We start from the raw sequence: 16,756 nt of genomic DNA, 5'->3' as shown, positions 1-16,756 counted from the left end.
GAAAATTATTGAAATTTGAGTATAAGTACGAATTTTTATTTTATGCTTTTTATGATGAGATAGGTATTTTTTAATCCTATTAAGCTGATTATTTTACTAGCTTTTTTTATGCCTAAAATATGAATAAAGTCTACAATTCCATTTGCTTTTATTAGTTTTGGTATATTTTTGATTCCGATTAGTTTTATTATGGTTTGTATTTTTTTGAAACCCACTATTTTTACTATTTTAGATATTGTTTTTATATTTTTCATAATTATACATATTATACAATAAATAAATATTCTTTCTTTCTATTATTAGTATAGAATATTTATCTTCATTTTTAAATATGTTTTTAAACTTTTTTAATTGTATATATTTACAGTTAGAATTATTAGTGTATACTGAAAATTTTTAAGTTTGTCATTTTTTTAGGCAACTTTTTCCCGCCGCACACGCTCTGCGGACTTCGTCAAAGTTGCTTATATCCTCGACAGGCTTGGATACGCTTCGCGAAAGTGCAATGATGAAATTAGTACTAAATCATACTAAAATTGTCTTACATGTAAAATAATTTATTACATTTAAGTTCAAATATAGCCTTTTTGCTTCTTTGTGGCAACACCGAGTAGGTGCCTTGCCTACGGCACGCAGAGCGTCGGCAAAAGAAGTGGGGTTTGGGGCAAAGCCCCATATATAAAAACAAAAATATAAATTGATTTTTGACAAAATATAATTGTTTAGGTATATATTAAGTGTAGTATATAACCTAGATTTGGACTAAAAATGCAGTCTTTCGCGAAGCGTATCCGAGTTTATCGAGGATATAAGGTTCTTGCTGAAGGGGGCTGTGCCCTGTGCCAATACCACCCTAAAGGACTTCCTATGGTCGCAGGCACTTTTTTCAGTCGCAAAAGAACTGGGGGGTTACGAAGTACGCAGAGCTGCACGCTGTGTGCTTCGCAGTGGGCAAAGCCCCATATATAAAAACAAAAATAAAATTATTTTTTTATATTTTTAATTATTTCTATAATATCATTAATACCAATTATATGTACAATTTTTATAATTCTATTAAGATCATTTTTATCGATTTTTTTTATAGAATCAATGTATTTTTTGTCTTTTATGAGATTATTTATATCAACTATTTTAGATATATCTTTTATTTGAAAAATCTTTATAATTTCTATTAGTTTATCTTTTCCGATTATATTAACGATATTTATTATTGTTTGAATGTCATTTTTTTTAATCATAGTTGTATAGCTTATATATTTTTTTGTAGTTTATTATTTCAAATGTATATTATCCAATAATCTTGTTGAACCGCAGTAGCATGATATCAATATTATAGAATTTTTTGTAGCAGTTGGCATGCTTTCAAGGGTATCTTTATCAACAATATCAATAAATTCTAATTTCAGCATTTTATGAGCACGCAAATTGTTTTTTATTATATCTATTAAATATGATGATTTTGTACTAGCTTTTTTGAATTCTTCTCTGGCTTCTTTTAATAGTTTATATATTATAGTAGCTTCTTCTTTTTCTCTATCGCTTAATAAACTATTTAAACTGCTTAATGCAAGCATACTTTTATCTCTTGTTATAGGTATTGTTTTTACAGAGATATTATATCCCAAATCTTTTATCATTTTTTTTATTATAAATACTTTTTGATAATCATGTTCTGTAAAATATACTGAATTAGGAGATATTATATTAAAAAGTTTAGCCATTATAGTGACAAGTCCCTTATAGTATAAAGGTCTGCTAATACCATGAGATTTACCGTATATATTATCCATATTTATATAAGTGCCATAATCATTAGGTATCATTTCTTCTACTGAAGGTATGAATAGGGCATCAGCTTCACTTTTTTCTAACATTAATTTGTCATTATCTAAATCTTGAGGATATTTTTCTATATCTTCTGCTTTAGTAAATTGAAGCGGATTCAAAAATATACTTACAACAACTATTTCACATTCTTTTTTTGCTTTTTTTATTAATGCAGTATGTCCTTCATGCAAAGCTCCCATTGTAGGTATAAGAGCTATAGATTTGTTTTTATTTTCATTTATAAATTTATATGTTCCTTTTATACTTTTTAATATAGTAAAAGCCATATACTTAATCCATTTTCTTTATTATTTTATCCTGATTAGTTGCAGGTTCATAAAAATATAATGCAAGTATTGTTTGTAAAGGAAACATTATAATAGCCTCAATAAACATACTGAAACGTCTTATAGTAAATATAATTTCTTTTTTTAATACAAATACATTTAATATATAAAGTACTTTAGTAGCAGCAAATGCCAAAAATAATAATATTATTAGAAAATAAGGCAATGTATTTGGTGCCGGAAGCAAAGTAATATATTTTGGTGTTTCATTATTATTAGAATTAACAATAAAAAGATATATTCCAAATAAATATACAAAAGTAAATATAGCATCTAATACAATAGTAACAATAGCGGCATTTTTATATGAAATTTCAGGATAAAGCAAAGTACCGCAAGAACGGCATTGTTTAGCGTATTTATCATTTACTGTTTTACAAGATTTACATTTAATAGTCTTAGGCATTTGTACAAAAAGCTCCTCTTAATTTAATCAACTCATCATATTTATATTATTAATTTTAAAAACAATAATATTTTTAAATAATAAAATTGTCAACTATTATTTATAAAATAAAAGAAGTTAACAGAATTATTTCTATTAACTTCTTTCAATTCATTAAGTACAAGTTATGATTAATTAATGTCCTGTAGTAGTTATAGTTGTAGTAATTTCCTCTGAAGGATTTGTTGTAGAAGGAATTTTTATAAGTCTTAAGTCAAACATAATCATAAACATACAAGGTAAGAATATGAGTGTAAGCAAAGAAGCAAATAAAAGTCCGTAAGCTAATGCCATAACTATAGGAATAATAATATCTGCTCTACCGCCTATACCATAAGCAGTAGGTAAAAGTCCAACAACTGTAGTAACAGTAGTTAAGAATACAGGACGAAGACGCTGTTTAGCACCATCAACAATGGCTTTAGCAACACCTTTTTTACCGCCTTCTACACCTTCATCTATGATTTTGTTAATTAAGTCAACAAGTATAATACCATTGTTTACAACAACACCAGCCAAACCAATGATACCTACAACCCCCATGAATGATAAAGGCATTTTATGAATAGCAAATCCTAATAATACACCAATCAAACCGAATGGAATGATTATCATTATCATAATAGGCTGTATAAATCTGTTTAACTGAAGTAATAATACAATATATACGAATATGAATGCCATAGCAAAACTGAAAGCTAATTGTTTTATGGCTTTCATAGTTTCTTTAGCTTCACCGCCGAATTCTAATTTTAAACCTCTATATTGTCTGTTGAAATCTTTAAATCTTTCACTTACTGCAGCCATAACCTGCTGAGAAGTATTTTTACCATATTCTATTCCAGCAGTGATTGTTATTGTTCTTTGACCATTATAGTGTTTTAATGTAGCAAGTCCGTCAGCTTTTTCTATTGTAGCAAGATTTTTAAGATAAATTAATCTTCCTTGAGAGTTAGGTATTAAAAGATTTTCTAAATACTTAGTATCATAAGTAAACTCATCATCAAATACAACTCTGAAATCTAATTTATTTTCAAGTTCCTGTATATATGTAGCTTCTGTACCATAATATGCAGTTCTTACTTCATTAGCTACAGTTGCTACATTAACACCAAGTTCAGCTATTTTATCATAATCGAACATAACTCTTAATTCTTCTTTACCAACTTTATCATCATCATCTATATTGATAACACCAGGTACAGTAGCTAAGAATTCTTTTATTTCATCTTTAGCCTTTTTAGCAAGTTCAGTATTGTTTCCTACTATTTTAATATCTACAGGATCTCCTGGGTCAATATTTCCTTTTGTGTTCATACTGAATATAGGAACAGTTTGTCTTATATCTGTTTTATCTATTTCCTGATTGATTAAAGCAACAAGTTCATCGGCTGTTCTGTCTCTTTCAGCAGCAGGTACTAAATAAACCATAATACCGGCTAAACTTCCTTTTTCTTCAGAAACAACTTCTTGGTCAACTTGTTTTCCTACAAGTGAGTATAAAGCAACAAGTTCTTCTGGTTTAACTACGCTTGCTACAACATCTTCTATTTTAGCAATTTCTTTAGTTGTAACTTCTTTAGTTGTACCAGTAGGCATTTCTATATTAATAACTATAGTATCAGCACTTGTATCATATATAAGTACAAAGTTTTTGAAACTGTTTTGTGCTAAGAATACTGAAGCTATTAATAAAGCAACGAATGCACCTATAACAATATATCTGACACTTATTAATTTCTCCAATATTGCTCCGAAAGGTATTTTCATTTTATCGAATAAAGCATCTTTATCGAAATCAAGAGGATTTTTAAATTTGCCTTTCTTTTTAGGTTTATAAGATTTATATTTATCTTCTTTATCTTGTAATTGGTTAGGTAAAAGCAAAGTAGCTTGAAGCATACTTACAACAAGAGTAAATATAACGATTTTTGGGAAAAGATTTAATATTTTACCCATCATACCGCTGATTGTAAGCATAGGGAAGAATGCAGCAACAGTTGTAAGTGTTGAAGCCACAATAGGCATTACAACATCGGAAACGGCAAGTCTTGTAGCTTCAAGTCCTTTATATCCTGCCTGTTTAAAGTTGAATATATTTTCAGATACTACTATCGAGTTGTCTACTATCATACCAAGTACTGTAATAATAGCAGCTAATGACATAGTGTTGAATGTAATACCTGCTATCTGCATGTATATAAAACACGAGAACATTGTAATAACCATTCCCAAGCTTGTAAACATAGCACTTTTGAAATCCAAGAATATAATCAAAGTTATGAAGATGATTATAAATCCTTGAATAAGGTTTGAAGCTACAATACTTAAAAGAGATTTAATTGTTCTTGAGTTATCACCCATAACAGATACTTGAATATTATCAGGTATTAAATCAGCATTATCTTTTAAATACTGATTTACTACATCAATAGTTTTAAGAATGTCAGCATTTTCATTTTTTACAATGGAAAGAGAATATCCGGAAGCTCTATTAACTCTCATCAATGTAGTTTTATCTTCAAATCCAGATACAACACGTGCTATATCGCTTACTCTTACTCTTTGACCATTAAATGTAGAACGTATAATAACATTGCTTGCTTCCATAGGGTATTGGAATTCACCATAAGTAACTACTGTTTGTTCCTTACCGCCTGTTTCTATATCTCCTCCAGTAGCTCTAACGTTTCTTATACTAAGAGCATTAACAACATCGCTTAAAGCTATATAATTTTTTTGCATTTTTACAGGATCCATATATACTTTAATTTCAGGATCTGTTCTTCCTTCTATTCTTACTTCACCTACACCGTCAAGTCTTACAAGCTCATTTTCGAGCATTTGGCTTACATCGAATAATTCTCTTTCATCACCTTCCATTCCCTCTTTAAAGTGTACAGCTAAAGTATATATGGACATTTTATTAGGATTCAAGTCATAAGTTGTAACTTCTTCAACATCTTCTGATAAGTCTGGAACGTTCTGCATCTGTCTAAATATTTCATCTTTTACCGGCTGTCTGTCTGGCAGAGTTTCATCTAATGTTACTATAATTATAGCAACGTTTTCAATTATTGTTGTTTCATATTCATCTATACCAGATATACCTTGTAATTCTTCTTCTATAGGTATAACAGCGTTTTGCTCTACGTCAAGCGGAGTAGCACCAGGATATGTTACAGCAATAAGCATCATATCCAAATCTGTAGATGGAATAGATTCTTTTCTTAAATTAAAATAGTAATAACCACCTACAAATAATACGGCCATTACTATTATATTTACAAGCATCGTTTTTTTGGCAAAAAATACTATAATTCTTTCCATATATTGCTTAATCTCCTATTATATTTTGTGTATGTAATTAAAGATTTTTTCATTAAGGAGGCTAATTTGTAATAAATAATTAACCTCCCAATGAATATTTATAGTCCTCTAAATCCTTATGAAAATCACTAAATCAAAAATTTATTTATTCGTAGTCTATAGCAAGTAAAGCCCTATAATCAAATATAGTCGTTATGAACTCATATTGAAGATTTAATAGTTCTGTTTGTGTTGCTGTAAGCTCTAGTCTTGAAGTAAGCAAATCATCAACTTCTAAACGTCCCTGATCTAATTTTTGAAGCTGGGTAGCTATTCTTGAATTGATTGCTCTTATTTGCATTTGCTTGCTTGCTATTAAATTTTTATAAGCATTGAATCTTGAAATATATGTTTGTAATTGTGTATTGAAATCCTTTTCTAATTGATCGTATTGAGCTATTATTCCATATAATGAATTTTCAGCCATTTTATATTGTGCTTTATTTGCTCTGTTTCCTATAGGGTAGGAGAATTGTACACCGGCAAAAAATTCGACATTTGTCATACTTCCAAAAGATTGGAAATAACCATCACTGTTAGGGCTAAGTCCATTTAAACTAACACTTCCAACTAAATCTAAATTAGGCAAAGTACCATTTTTCATAGCATCAAGAGTGTATTCAGCTCTTATTTTTGATTGATAAGCTATTTGTCCGTTTACACTGTCAGCAAAAGGAACGGATTCCATTTGCATATTGCTTCCTAAATCTAAGTAAGCGTCCCAAGTTGTATGATCAGGCTTTAAATTAGTTACAGGCATAAAGAAACTTACTGTAGTTAAAAGGCTGTCTAAATAAACTTGGTTTTGTGCATAATAGTCACTGTAAACCATAGTTTGTGTTCTTGCATTTTGATAAGAGTCATTATCTATAAGTCCGTTATTATATCTGTCTCTCATCTGATTTTCAAAACGTCTTGCTGTGATATACATGTTTCTATAGTAAGCAAGAAGTTTTTCATACATTATCCATTGATAATAAATTTTCTGATATGAAACTATTACGCTTGCATCATCTAATTTTCTTTGAAGCTTAGCTATAGCAAGAGCATATTCAGCATCTTTTATAGGGTATTTATCTAAAGTACCGAAAAAGTTTCTTAATAAAGGCTGAGTAACTTCTATTGTTAATGAAGGCTGATAATTATTAAAGTCAACTCCATGAACACCATCAGGATATAAAGTACCGCCTAAGAAAGAGTTATGAGTTAAATTAACAGACCATTTAGTTCCTGAATATGGTATTAAAGAACCAACACCAATACCAGCTTGTATACCAGCGGCTTCTACAGTAGGACTTGTTGTTGTAGTTGTAGTGCTTGATGATAAACTTCCGTATTTACCTACAGCACCAAGCTGAGCAGATAAATTAACATCTCCGGAACTTTTAGCACTAAGTAAATTCATTTCAGCATTAGTTTCTGTTACAGCATTTATTTTTAATTCAGGTATTTGATCTCTTATACTTTCCATATATGCTGCATAAGTTAAAGTGTTTGTTTGACCATATAACATATTGATGAATATTATGAAACTTACTACTATTATTTTTATACTTACTCTCATTTACGCTCCTTATTACAATCAATATAATAGTTCAAATAATAATTATTTGAATTAAGTTAATTTTTGAAACTATATTTATTTACATTGTTACTTCCAAGTAAAAGTAATAATGTTTTATATAGCGTATCTATTAAATTATCTAAATTCACATCTAAATCTTTTTTTTCTTTTTTTCCTGTTGAATCTCCTTTGTAGTAGGACAGTTTTATGTTTAGATCATAATATTTATTTAATATTAGTTCATTTCCTATTCCAGAAACTGCAACTATCATTTGCATATAAATGTCATGAGGATCTAATATAGGATTAAAGTATTTTTCCTCAATTTTTCTGTCTATAAATACAAATAATTCAGTAAGCCAAAAATGTAAATTAAGGTCTTGGTTTATATTTTTTTTTAATTTTTCAAAACGTTCCTTATCATTAAAGAATATTGGCTGTAATTCAAACATTATTTTACCAAATTCTTTTGCAGTTACAAAAAAAAACTTTTTAAATGATTCAAATAATTCAAATATAGCTTTTTCAGGTTCATCATAATATTTATTTATGATTGATTTTGGGCTTACATCTATTTTATTGCTATTTAGCAAAGAAACTACTATTTCATCTATATTTGAAAAATATTTATAAACGCCCCCTTGACTTAATTTAGACTCTTTTACAATATCCTTCATTGTAACACTGTAGGCAGGTTTTCTTAAAAATACTTTCATAGCTGCCTCTAGTATTATCTTACGCTTATTCTCAAAATACTCTTCGTTTACTTTAGGCATTGCTTTTTGGTATTCACCTCATGTTTGAAATTTTAATATGAAAATAAAAACGATACGAGTGTCATTTTTATTTGTGAAGTACATAATATTACAATTGCTTTTTATTGTCAATAGACACTATATAAGAAATTTGTAAATTTTTTATATAATTAATTAGGTATTTGTATATAAATAAACATTATTATACATTTTATACATGTTAAAAAATTATAATTAACTATTGTAAAAAATATGATTTAGTTTAATATTAACTTATAAAATTGTGTAATAGAATGAAATGGAGTTTATTTATGGAAGTTTCTTTTAAAGAACTTGAAAATAATACAGTTGTCATAAAATTAGATGGAGATATAGATGTTTATACTTCATCAGATTTAAAAGATGCTATTTTTTCACAAATAGATTTAGGTGCTAAGAAAATGGTAATCGATATGGAAGATGTATACTATATAGACAGCAGCGGAATAGGAGTTTTTATTTCTGCTCTTGGTGCTTTCAAAAAAGTGAATGGTAAGATATGTTTTGTAAAGGTAACAGACCCTGTAAAAAAAGTGTTTGAACTTACTAAAATTACTAGCTTTTTTCCTATATTTACAACAGAAACAGAAGCATTAGAAAAATTCTAATTATTTTTTATTTTTGCATCGAATTTAAATAAAAAATAATAGTTGATTTTTTATTTAATAGTTATACAATTAATTTTAAATTATTTTTTATTTTTTAGTTGATAGAATTTTTTCTTATTATAAGGTAGTAATTGTTTATTATGTTTAAAGAAGTAATTTTAATGAAAAAAATTTTTGTGTTAATATTAATATTTTTCACTATATTTAGTACAAATATGGTTTACGGAGCTGAAAGTATTAATGATTACATTATGGAGGAAATAGGAGATAATACAGAACACCCATTTTACACTTTTCCAATAAGATTCGGACATTATCTCAATTTTGACTTCAAAGTAACAAAACATATAATATTAGTAACTATAGCAGGTGTTTTATCAGTTTTAAGTATGAAATATCTTGCTCATAAATTAAAATGCCCATTTAAAAGACCAACATATTTACAAAGTATATTAGAAGGCTTAATTGATTATATGAATAAAGATGTTATAGGGGCCACATTGGGTGAGGAAGGCAAAAGATACGTGCCTTTTTGTCTCACGGTCTTTTTATTCGTATTATTTTCTAATATATTAGGTCTTATCCCAGCATTAATAAAAGTAACAACAGAAGGCGGCGGTCATGCCTATTTAGCAGGCGGTATCGGAGCAAATATAGGCTTTACAGGTGCAATAGCTATAATAGTATTTATAGTTTATGTATTTGCTGGTATAAGAAAGAAAGGCATAATAAAATATTGGACAGGTTTAGTTCCAAAAGGATTACCTTTGCCTTTAATACCTATAATATGGGTTTTGGAGTTTATTACATTATTTAATAGGGCATTTGCTTTAGCAATACGTTTATTTGCAAACATAACAGGCGGGCATATAATGATGATGGTAATACCTTATTTGATAATTATGTCTGGTACTGTATTGGTGGCGCCATTTGCGGTATTATTTTTGAGTTTTATATATGTGCTTGAAATGTTTGTGGCAGTTTTACAGGCTTATATATTCTCATTATTATCAGCGGTTTATATTGAAATTGCTATTAGTGATGAGCATTAAATAAATATTTAAAATAAAATTTAAATAAAAAGGAGAATAAAAAAATGGAACTTTCTATATTAGGAGCAGCAATTGGTGCAGGACTTGCAGCTATAGGAGTTGGTTTAGGAATAGGTTTTATAGGTTCTAGAGCAGTTGAAGGTGTTGCCAGACAGCCTGAAGTTTCTGGAAAGATACAAGCTGTTATGCTTATAGCAGCAGCATTAATAGAAGGGGTAGGTTTATTTGCTTTAGTTATTTGTATTCTTGCATTATTTACAAAATAATTAAAAAAAATATTTGGAGGTATATGTATGGCGCTTTTAAAAATAGATCCCGGTATTATTATTTGGACTTGGATCACATTTTTACTAGTTCTTGCTATATTAGGTGCTTCTACTTGGAAAATAATTTTGAAAGGCTTGAATGCTAGAGCAGATAAAATTCAAGAAGATTTGGAAGAAGCAGAAAAAACTAGAGAAAATGCTAAAAAATCTTTGGCAGCATACAGAGAGCAGATTGATAATGCTAAAGCTGAAGCCAGTGCTATTATAGAAAATGCAAGGGTTGAAGCTAATAGAATTAGAGATAAAATTATTAATAATGCTAGAGAAGAAGCAGAAGTTAATAAAAACAAAATTATGTCTGAAATAGACAGGTCTAAAGAAGAGGCTATGAATAGTGTGAAAAAACAGGCACTTGATATTGCTGTTGTTATGGCGGAGACTATTCTTAAAAGAAATATCAATAAAGATGACAATCAGGCTTTAATTAATGAGTTTATTAATAATGCTAATAAAGAAAATAGTGAGCAGTAATTTTTAATAAACTTTTAAATTACGGAGCATAAGTATTTAGGAAGTGATGTTTTATGAAAGAAAGTGAAAAATTAGAAATACTAAAGCCTACAGCAACTGCTATATTTGATGTAGCTAAACAGCTTGGCATGATAAAAGAAATATATAATGAACTTACTGAATGTTCTAAATTATTTCAAGATATTGATATAAAAAAGTATTTTTTTGATAGATTTGTCTCTAAAAGAGAAAAAAAAGAATTAATAGATAAAAGATTAAAACCTATACTTTCTAAAGAAACTTATGCTTTTGTATCTATATTGGCAGAACATGATAGTATGGACGTTTTGCCTGATATAGTTAATTTATATAAAGATATAGTAGACGATTATAATAATATAGTTAGAGTACGTATTATTACAGCTTATGCTATTGATGATAAAACCATAAAAGATATTATTCAAACAGTAAAATGTTTTTCCAATAATGAAATATCTTATGAAACAGTGGTAGATGATAGTATTATAGGCGGCATAATAGTTTATATTGGTTCTACAGTTTATGATTATAGTATAAAAAACCAAATAGGTTTATTACAAAATAAATTTACTTATGGAAATAATCAAACATTGTAGGAGTATATACTTATGGATGAGTCTATTGCTGAAGGCATTTTAAAAGATTTAAAAAAAGAGGTTCTTAAAGAAACCACAAGAGAAAAGGCAAGCAGATTTACTCGTATCACAAAAAATGAATCTAGTGCCAAAAATTATGCTAAGGCAATGTTCGATGTTGCTACTGATGTTGGAAAAATAGAAGAAATAAAAAATGATTTGAATGTTGTTTATTCATCTTTGTTGGTTGATAAAGATATATTTGATTTTTTTAAATCAAGTTTCATAGATGGTAATTTAAGAATGCGTATATTAAAAAAAATATATGCTAATAATATATCTGAAGAAACTTTTAATCTTATTGCTATTTTAATAGAAAGAGATTTAATTCATACTTTATTTGCTATAATAGTGGAGTATGAAAATTTATGTAATGAATATTATAATATTGTAGTTGCTAAAATTACAACTGCATCTGATATAACCAATATTAACGATATGGATAACTTAAAAGAATGTATTAGCGGTATGGTTAAAGATAAAGATGTTCATTTTACATTTAATATAGATGAAAAGATTTTGGGTGGAGTTGTAATAGAAATAGAAGATGTTGTTTATGATTATAGTATTAGAAAATTACTTGTAGAATTAAAAACTTCTATTTCTGAAAATAATTGATATTTTATATTTGAGGAATTACTTATGAATATAAAAGCTAGTGAAATTGCAGCGGTTCTTAAAGAAGAAATTAAGAATTATAAGGCTGATTTTACTCCTAATGAAGTGGGAGTAGTTGTTGAGGTAGGAGATGGTATTGCAAGAGTAATTGGACTTCCACATGTTATGGCCAATGAAATGATACTTTTTGAAAGCGGTGCCGTTGGTCTTGCTTTTAACTTGGAAGAAGAAACTATAGGTGTTATAGTTTTAGGTGATTATTACGGTATTAAAGAAGGAAGTAAGGTTAGCAGATTAAAAAGAATATTAGAGGTTCCTGTTGGTGAAGCATTATTAGGAAGAGTTGTTAACCCTTTAGGGGCACCTATAGATGGTCATGGTGAAATAACAACTGATAAAAGAAGAGTTATAGAATTCCCAGCTCCTGGTATTGCTGACAGACAAGCGGTAAAACAGCCTCTTCAAACTGGTATTAAAGCTATTGACTCTATGACTCCAATAGGCAGAGGTCAAAGACAGCTTATAATCGGCGACAGAGGTACAGGAAAAACTTCCATTGCTCTTGATGCTATAATCAATCAAAAAGGTACTGGCGTTATATGTGTATACGTAGCAGTAGGTCAAAAGGCATCAACTGTTGCTGGTGTTGTTGAAACTTTAAGACAGCATGGTGCTTTAGAATATACTATAGTAGTGGCTGCAACTGCTGCTGATTCAGCTCCTTTGCTTTATATAGCTCCTTATGCTGGCTGTGCTATGGCTGAATATTTTATGTATGAACAAAAGAAAGATACATTAATTATATATGATGACTTAACTAAACAGGCTAATGCTTACAGACAGATATCATTACTTTTAAGAAGACCTCCTGGAAGGGAAGCTTTTCCTGGCGACGTTTTCTATTTGCATTCAAGATTACTTGAAAGAGCTGCAAAACTTAGCGATGAATTAGGCGGCGGTTCTTTAACTGCACTTCCTATAATAGAAACTCAGGATAATGAGGTATCTGCTTATATTCCTACAAACGTTATTTCTATTACTGACGGTCAGATATACTTGCTTACAAGTTTATTTATGAGCGGTGTGCGTCCTGCTATAGATGTTGGTATATCTGTTTCACGTGTTGGAGGTAATGCTCAAACTAAAGCGATGAAAAAAGTTGCTGGTACTTTAAGACTTGACCTTGCTTCTTATAGATCTTTAGAGGCATTCTCTCAGTTGGGTATTGGTCTTGATAAAGCTACTTTGGCACAATTAGACAGAGGTGCTAAAATGGTTGAATTATTAAAACAAAAACAATACAGTCCTATACCTTTTGAAGAACAGGTTGTAGTTATATTTGCTGCTACTAAAGGTTTCTTGGATAATATTGAAGTTGATAGAGTTCATGAGTTTGAATGGAGACTTCTTCAATATATGAGAGCTGATAAGCAGAATATACTTGATGATATAAGAGAGAAAAAAGATATAGCTGACATAGACGGACTTTATAAAATTATAGAAGAGTTCAAAGCTAAATTCTAATTACTAGAATTTGTTTTTTGATATTATTAGCACATAAAAATCATAGTCAATTTATGAGATAATTAATCATCTCAAAAAAGATTTTGATTTTATGTGCATATTGATAAAAATCTAAATTAGATATTAAAAGTTTTAAAATCTATTATGTTAGTGTAAGTCAAATATTGGTACTTTATTTTTAATAGCATATAAGTTATTAAAAAATTGGGGTTTTGATTATGGCAGAGAAACTTAATGTATTAAAAGCAAGAATTAAAGCAGTAACAAGCATACATAAAATAACAAAAACTATGGATATGATAGCACGTTCAAGAACTGCTAAAATATTAACAGTAGAGCAGGGCATGCGTCCTTTTACTCAGAAATTAAACAGAATAGTAGAAGACCTTTCTCATTCAGATATGGATCATGTACACCCTTTACTTGCCCCTAAAAAGAAAATAAAAAATATTATACTTTTTGTTGTAACTTCTACAAGAGGTTTATGCGGTTCATATAATACAAAAATTTTTGATGAGGCAATGGAAAGGATCAGACACCATCATAGACATGGTAGAGATGTTGAGCTTCATGTTCTTGGAAAGAAAGGTGAATCATATTTTGAAAAACAAGGTATTCCTATAGCACGTAAATATCCTCGTATAGATGAAGAATCTACTTTTGATGACTGTGCTACTGTAGTTCAGCGTTTCATGCATGAATATGCAGTTGATAATGCTTCAAGGGTAGAAGTTATATATACAAGATATTATACAAGAGTTGTACATATACCAAAAATTAAAAGTTTGATTCCTATGATTCCCGATGAAGAAGATATTGAAGGTCATAAAATTAAAAAGAAATTGGATTATGTTATTGAGCCTAATATAGAAGATGTATTAAAAGAAGTTGTTCCAATGGCTATTAAAACATATTTTTATTTTATGCTTACAAGTTCTTTCTTGTCTGAAAATGCTGAAAGAGCTATAGCTATGAGAAATGCTACTGATAATGCTGAAAGATTATTAACAGATCTTAAAAATAAAGCTAACAGAGCAAGACAAGAACATATTACTAATGAACTTCTTGATATTATAGGCGGTTCTGAGGCTTTATAATTTATTTTGTATATAAAAAATTAAATACCATTCATATATTTATTTTATGAATGGTATTTTTTTATTTTAAATTCTTTAAAGTATTGTGCTTTATAAAAATTACTAATTTTATAGTATAATATTTTATATTATTGACTACTATTTGACTGTATTATGAAAAAATTATTATTAATTTCTTTTATTTTAATTATTGTTTTAGTAATTTCATGCGGTAAAAAAGAAGAGGCTAGTATAAATAATAATTCTATGTATGTAAGTAATACGGATAATATATATCATAAAACCTACACTAATGTTGTAAAGGTTCAGGGTAAATTTGTTAATATGAATTCTGATTTTTCTTATGCTGATAGAGAAGAAGGAGAATACAGCGAGGAGTATGATATATTTGAAGCTATAAAAAATCATAGTTTAAAAAGAGTAATTGAACTAATAGAAAAATGAAATAATATTAACCAAATTCATAACAGCAACAGTATATACAATGAGTTTACAGATTATACTTATCCTGTAGAAAATGCTATACCTTTGATGTTTGCTGTATTTTATAGAGATTTGGGTATAATGAAATATTTACTTGATAATGGTGCTGATCCTTATATTAAAGATAGTAATGGGTGGAATTCTTTTTTATGGGCTTGCGGTTCTGGAAATGTTGATGTAATAAAAATGCTTGCAGAGTTTGATTCTAATTTAGTCTATTCCAAAAATAATTATGATGTAAACGGACTTCATTGTGCTGCTATGTATGAAAATGTAGAAGTATTTGAATATTTAGTAAATACTTTTGATATAAACAGTAAAGATAAATACGGCAACGGAGTTGTAGATTATGCCAATAAAGATGCAGCAATAGAAAAATTAAAAGAACTTGGTGCCAAATAATATAAATTGTGTAATACATTAATATTTTAAAGATGAATAAACTATAAAATAGCTATAGCCTTAAAGCGAGATTTTTTAATTATTAATAAATCAATTTTTATTAGCAACAACAAATAATAAATTGTGAGCGTCTAGCAAATTTATTTGCTAGACCAAATTAGCGAACAATTTTTATTAGCAATAATAGAAAATAATTCGTTTTTATTGTATAATACTTCAGAAATTATTAATTACTAGATGGCGGTATATATGAAAAAATTGTTATTGATTTCTTTTGTTTTAGTGATTACTTTTATTGTTTCTTGCGGTAAAAAAGAAGAGGCTAGTGTAAGTATAAGTAATAATTCTGTGTATGTAAGTGATCCAAATAATATATATCATAAAACTTATACTAATGTTGTAAAGGTTCAGGGTAAATTTGTTAATATGAATTCTGATTTTTCTTATGCTGATAGAGAAGAAGGAGAATACAGCGAGGAGTATGATATATTTGAGGCTATACAAAATCATAGCTTAAAGAGAGTGCAGGAATTAATAGAAGAAGGCGAAGATATAGATCAAACTTATTTCGGAGATGGTTTATATAGCGATTTTTTAGAAAGCAGCTATTCTGCAGATGGTACTACACCTTTAATATTTGCTATATTTTATAGAGATTTGGGTATAATGAAATATTTGCTTGATAAAGGCGCTGATCCTTATATTAAAGATAATGACGGATGGAATTCATTTTTATGGGCTTGCGGAAGTGGAAATGTTAATGTAATAAAAATGCTTGTACAGTCAGATTCTGATTTAGTTGATTCTAAAAATATTTTTGAGGCAAACGGACTTCATTGTGCTGCTATGTATGAAAATGTAGAAGTATTTGAATATTTAGTAAATACTCTAGGTTTTGATATAAATAGTACAGATGGGGACGGTGATGGAGTTTTGTATTATGCTGAAAAAGATGAGGCAATAGAAAAGCTAAAAGAACTTGGTGCCGAAGAATAAAAATTGCGAGAGTTTCAAGATAAATGGATTAAAAAATCCAGCATCTATGGAATAAGAGTATATTGCTAGAGTCTTAAAGCTAGATTTTTTCATTATTTAATAAAGCAATTTTTATTAATAATACTATAAAATAATTTATTTTTATAGTATAATATCCAAAATTATTAATTACTATAC

The 16,756-nt window shown here is 28.5% G+C and carries 16 protein-coding genes and 1 pseudogene; 10 read left to right on the top strand and 7 right to left on the bottom strand.

Going from position 1 to position 16,756, the window contains the following annotated elements; all coding sequences use genetic code 11:
- Nucleotides 1-35: 35 nt before the first annotated feature.
- The 7 genes from R4K56_RS01655 to R4K56_RS01625 all read right to left on the bottom strand — a co-directional run bounded on the left by R4K56_RS01655 (nucleotide 36) and on the right by R4K56_RS01625 (nucleotide 8,331).
- Nucleotides 36-254: a hypothetical protein gene (locus R4K56_RS01655; protein ID WP_335771764.1), complete on the bottom strand. Its 219-nt coding sequence runs from the start codon at nucleotides 252-254 to the stop codon at nucleotides 36-38.
- Between the two features lie 729 nt (nucleotides 255-983).
- Nucleotides 984-1,241, bottom strand: a complete 258-nt coding sequence (locus tag R4K56_RS01650) for a hypothetical protein (protein ID WP_335760143.1) — start codon at nucleotides 1,239-1,241, stop codon at nucleotides 984-986.
- 33 nt (nucleotides 1,242-1,274) lie between these two features.
- Nucleotides 1,275-2,117: a pantoate--beta-alanine ligase gene (panC, locus tag R4K56_RS01645; protein WP_335771763.1), complete on the bottom strand. Its 843-nt coding sequence runs from the start codon at nucleotides 2,115-2,117 to the stop codon at nucleotides 1,275-1,277.
- Between the two features lie 4 nt (nucleotides 2,118-2,121).
- The gene (locus R4K56_RS01640; RefSeq protein ID WP_335757720.1) at nucleotides 2,122-2,583 is read right to left on the bottom strand and encodes a hypothetical protein; all 462 of its coding nucleotides are present in this window, start codon (nucleotides 2,581-2,583) and stop codon (nucleotides 2,122-2,124) included.
- A 174-nt stretch (nucleotides 2,584-2,757) separates the two neighbouring features.
- Entirely contained in the window at nucleotides 2,758-5,952 is a 3,195-nt protein-coding gene (locus R4K56_RS01635) for an efflux RND transporter permease subunit (protein WP_335771762.1), read from the bottom strand.
- 145 nt (nucleotides 5,953-6,097) lie between these two features.
- A complete protein-coding gene (locus tag R4K56_RS01630; RefSeq protein ID WP_335771761.1) occupies nucleotides 6,098-7,555 on the bottom strand; it encodes a TolC family protein in 1,458 nt (485 codons plus the stop codon).
- Nucleotides 7,556-7,611: 56 nt separating this feature from the next.
- Nucleotides 7,612-8,331, bottom strand: coding sequence for a TetR/AcrR family transcriptional regulator (locus tag R4K56_RS01625; protein WP_335760140.1), 720 nt, complete (start codon nucleotides 8,329-8,331; stop codon nucleotides 7,612-7,614).
- 290 nt (nucleotides 8,332-8,621) lie between these two features.
- Between R4K56_RS01625 and R4K56_RS01620 the strand changes: the two genes are divergently transcribed.
- The 10 genes and pseudogenes from R4K56_RS01620 to R4K56_RS01575 all read left to right on the top strand — a co-directional run bounded on the left by R4K56_RS01620 (nucleotide 8,622) and on the right by R4K56_RS01575 (nucleotide 16,579).
- On the top strand, nucleotides 8,622-8,957 hold the full coding sequence (locus R4K56_RS01620) for an STAS domain-containing protein (RefSeq protein ID WP_335757717.1): 336 nt from the start codon (nucleotides 8,622-8,624) through the stop codon (nucleotides 8,955-8,957).
- A gap of 140 nt (nucleotides 8,958-9,097) precedes the next feature.
- Nucleotides 9,098-10,009, top strand: coding sequence for a F0F1 ATP synthase subunit A (gene atpB, locus R4K56_RS01615; protein ID WP_335771760.1), 912 nt, complete (start codon nucleotides 9,098-9,100; stop codon nucleotides 10,007-10,009).
- Between the two features lie 44 nt (nucleotides 10,010-10,053).
- Entirely contained in the window at nucleotides 10,054-10,275 is a 222-nt protein-coding gene (gene atpE, locus R4K56_RS01610) for an ATP synthase F0 subunit C (protein ID WP_335771759.1), read from the top strand.
- A 27-nt stretch (nucleotides 10,276-10,302) separates the two neighbouring features.
- Entirely contained in the window at nucleotides 10,303-10,806 is a 504-nt protein-coding gene (atpF, locus tag R4K56_RS01605) for a F0F1 ATP synthase subunit B (protein WP_335771758.1), read from the top strand.
- A gap of 53 nt (nucleotides 10,807-10,859) precedes the next feature.
- Nucleotides 10,860-11,420, top strand: coding sequence for an ATP synthase F1 subunit delta (gene atpH / locus R4K56_RS01600; RefSeq protein ID WP_335769628.1), 561 nt, complete (start codon nucleotides 10,860-10,862; stop codon nucleotides 11,418-11,420).
- Between the two features lie 12 nt (nucleotides 11,421-11,432).
- Nucleotides 11,433-12,077: an ATP synthase F1 subunit delta gene (gene atpH, locus R4K56_RS01595; RefSeq protein WP_335771757.1), complete on the top strand. Its 645-nt coding sequence runs from the start codon at nucleotides 11,433-11,435 to the stop codon at nucleotides 12,075-12,077.
- Nucleotides 12,078-12,101: 24 nt separating this feature from the next.
- Entirely contained in the window at nucleotides 12,102-13,601 is a 1,500-nt protein-coding gene (gene atpA / locus R4K56_RS01590; RefSeq protein ID WP_297298777.1) for a F0F1 ATP synthase subunit alpha, read from the top strand.
- A gap of 218 nt (nucleotides 13,602-13,819) precedes the next feature.
- Nucleotides 13,820-14,698 (top strand): ATP synthase F1 subunit gamma, encoded by an 879-nt coding sequence (gene atpG, locus R4K56_RS01585; protein ID WP_335757713.1) that lies wholly within the window; start codon nucleotides 13,820-13,822, stop codon nucleotides 14,696-14,698.
- Between the two features lie 153 nt (nucleotides 14,699-14,851).
- Nucleotides 14,852-15,583, top strand: a pseudogene (locus R4K56_RS01580) (ankyrin repeat domain-containing protein).
- A gap of 249 nt (nucleotides 15,584-15,832) precedes the next feature.
- The gene (locus R4K56_RS01575) at nucleotides 15,833-16,579 is read left to right on the top strand and encodes an ankyrin repeat domain-containing protein (protein ID WP_335771756.1); all 747 of its coding nucleotides are present in this window, start codon (nucleotides 15,833-15,835) and stop codon (nucleotides 16,577-16,579) included.
- The last annotated feature ends 177 nt before the right edge of the window (nucleotides 16,580-16,756 follow it).

The sequence above is a fragment of the Brachyspira pulli genome (genome assembly GCF_036997785.1).
In the GTDB taxonomy this organism is placed as follows: domain Bacteria; phylum Spirochaetota; class Brachyspiria; order Brachyspirales; family Brachyspiraceae; genus Brachyspira; species Brachyspira pulli.
This window is presented reverse-complemented; position numbering and strand designations above follow the sequence as displayed.

Coding starts and splice junctions, on each gene's coding strand:
- atpH (WP_335769628.1), top strand. CDS start 10,860: ATGAAAGAAAGTGAAAAATTAGAAATACTAAAGCCTACAGCAACTGCT.
- panC (WP_335771763.1), bottom strand. CDS start 2,117: ATGGCTTTTACTATATTAAAAAGTATAAAAGGAACATATAAATTTATA.
- R4K56_RS01575 (WP_335771756.1), top strand. CDS start 15,833: ATGAAAAAATTGTTATTGATTTCTTTTGTTTTAGTGATTACTTTTATT.
- R4K56_RS01630 (WP_335771761.1), bottom strand. CDS start 7,555: ATGAGAGTAAGTATAAAAATAATAGTAGTAAGTTTCATAATATTCATC.
- atpA (WP_297298777.1), top strand. CDS start 12,102: ATGAATATAAAAGCTAGTGAAATTGCAGCGGTTCTTAAAGAAGAAATT.
- R4K56_RS01650 (WP_335760143.1), bottom strand. CDS start 1,241: ATGATTAAAAAAAATGACATTCAAACAATAATAAATATCGTTAATATA.
- R4K56_RS01620 (WP_335757717.1), top strand. CDS start 8,622: ATGGAAGTTTCTTTTAAAGAACTTGAAAATAATACAGTTGTCATAAAA.
- R4K56_RS01640 (WP_335757720.1), bottom strand. CDS start 2,583: ATGCCTAAGACTATTAAATGTAAATCTTGTAAAACAGTAAATGATAAA.
- atpE (WP_335771759.1), top strand. CDS start 10,054: ATGGAACTTTCTATATTAGGAGCAGCAATTGGTGCAGGACTTGCAGCT.
- atpB (WP_335771760.1), top strand. CDS start 9,098: ATGTTTAAAGAAGTAATTTTAATGAAAAAAATTTTTGTGTTAATATTA.
- R4K56_RS01635 (WP_335771762.1), bottom strand. CDS start 5,952: ATGGAAAGAATTATAGTATTTTTTGCCAAAAAAACGATGCTTGTAAAT.
- R4K56_RS01625 (WP_335760140.1), bottom strand. CDS start 8,331: ATGCCTAAAGTAAACGAAGAGTATTTTGAGAATAAGCGTAAGATAATA.
- atpG (WP_335757713.1), top strand. CDS start 13,820: ATGGCAGAGAAACTTAATGTATTAAAAGCAAGAATTAAAGCAGTAACA.
- atpF (WP_335771758.1), top strand. CDS start 10,303: ATGGCGCTTTTAAAAATAGATCCCGGTATTATTATTTGGACTTGGATC.
- atpH (WP_335771757.1), top strand. CDS start 11,433: ATGGATGAGTCTATTGCTGAAGGCATTTTAAAAGATTTAAAAAAAGAG.
- R4K56_RS01655 (WP_335771764.1), bottom strand. CDS start 254: ATGAAAAATATAAAAACAATATCTAAAATAGTAAAAATAGTGGGTTTC.